Here is a 1291-nt window from a genome sequence, read left to right on the forward strand (position 1 = left end):
ACATTACCAACACCTTAAGTAACGATATGAAACCGATCATTACAGTCCCATATAAATTAGGGTATGTACCCAGTAAATTTTAATAACGTTAAACTCAAGGCAAGTACAATATAACTCCACATTCCTAATGCGTTAATCCACATAAATCCTTTAAATTTTTTAGAATCAGTTTGTTCACGATGTCGAATAAAAGGATAAGCAATACAGTAATTGATAAACCGACTTCCAACATCCCAAGATGCTTGATGCTTCGGTCGCATATAACCGTTATCGTCGTAATACTTATTCAGGTCTTTAGCTAGCTGCTTATCTATGAAAATAATGTGCTTGAAGCTCCCTAAAGAAACAACAGCAATCATTATTACAGCAGGAATAGACCAAACAAGGGCATAAGTTCCAAAGATCAAACCTAACGAAGCAGCAAGAAGTTCATACCAAGCCATTAGAAAGTAGCCTCGATTTCCGAAACAATTTCTATCGCATTTTCATACAAGAAATACAATCCATCGCCTATTGCTTTACCAGTCGCACCGCCAGCGACACCACCGACAAAACCACCTGCAACCGCTCCACCAATTGCAGCAACCGCCAGAACAGGAGCCGATGCGGTTACGCCAATAACTAGAGCAATACCAGAAACGGCGGCGACAGCAAGCCCAACGCCAACGTTACCACCTTGAATACCACCAACGACACCGCCAATAAACCCGCCCACTTCTCGGGTCGTCGTCTTACCACAATCTCCTGTTCCATCGACCTTGCACGCCTCATAGATATTACTCATACCGCTGGCAGCACCTATCACTAGACCGACATACCCCAAACCTCTAGCAGCGGAGATACCAATTGCAATATTGCCAATGCGCTTACCAAGCTCTTTCACAAAACCTGTTTTTAAGATTTCATCCGCATTGTGAACGACTGATTTAGTGGATAGCTTTAGATTGCGCTTGATTTGCGTGTAGATGGGCAATTGAACGCTACGCTTGGAAAGCATTGCAAAGGAACCATCCAGTTTTTTAAACAATGCGGCACGCTGATCAAAAAATCGCTGATTATTGGCATAGCCCACTTTTTGATTGGTTTCGACATGCTGCACATACAGCCCATTTATTTCTAATAGGACATTTTGAATATTCTTAAGGTTTTGCTCAACGATTGCAGACGTTGCACCAACCCCTACCGCTACCTGAGCATAAAAATCAAGAGGCAAACCATCCGATTCAATCCGCTCTTCCAGTTGATGAGAGAAAAGCTCGAAGTGACGGTTGAGTGTCGCTACCTCCTCATC

1 protein-coding gene and 1 pseudogene are annotated in these 1291 nt (G+C 42.9%); both read right to left on the reverse strand.

Features of this window, described 5'->3' with window-relative positions:
• Window positions 1–56: 56 nt before the first annotated feature.
• Window positions 57–443 (reverse strand): hypothetical protein, encoded by a 387-nt coding sequence (locus ACQEXT_RS21165; RefSeq protein ID WP_138971148.1) that lies wholly within the window; start codon window positions 441–443, stop codon window positions 57–59.
• Window positions 443–1291: pseudogene (locus tag ACQEXT_RS21170) on the reverse strand (hypothetical protein); the annotation flags it as partial. The gene ACQEXT_RS21165 and the pseudogene ACQEXT_RS21170, both read right to left, overlap by 1 nt.

The organism is Vibrio sp. TRT 29B02 (assembly GCF_050113655.1).
In the GTDB taxonomy this organism is placed as follows: Bacteria; Pseudomonadota; Gammaproteobacteria; order Enterobacterales; family Vibrionaceae; genus Vibrio.

What these genes read in the sequence shown, in the direction of transcription:
- ACQEXT_RS21165 (WP_138971148.1), bottom strand. Translation starts at nt 443, where the DNA reads ATGGCTTGGTATGAACTTCTTGCTGCTTCGTTAGGTTTGATCTTTGGA.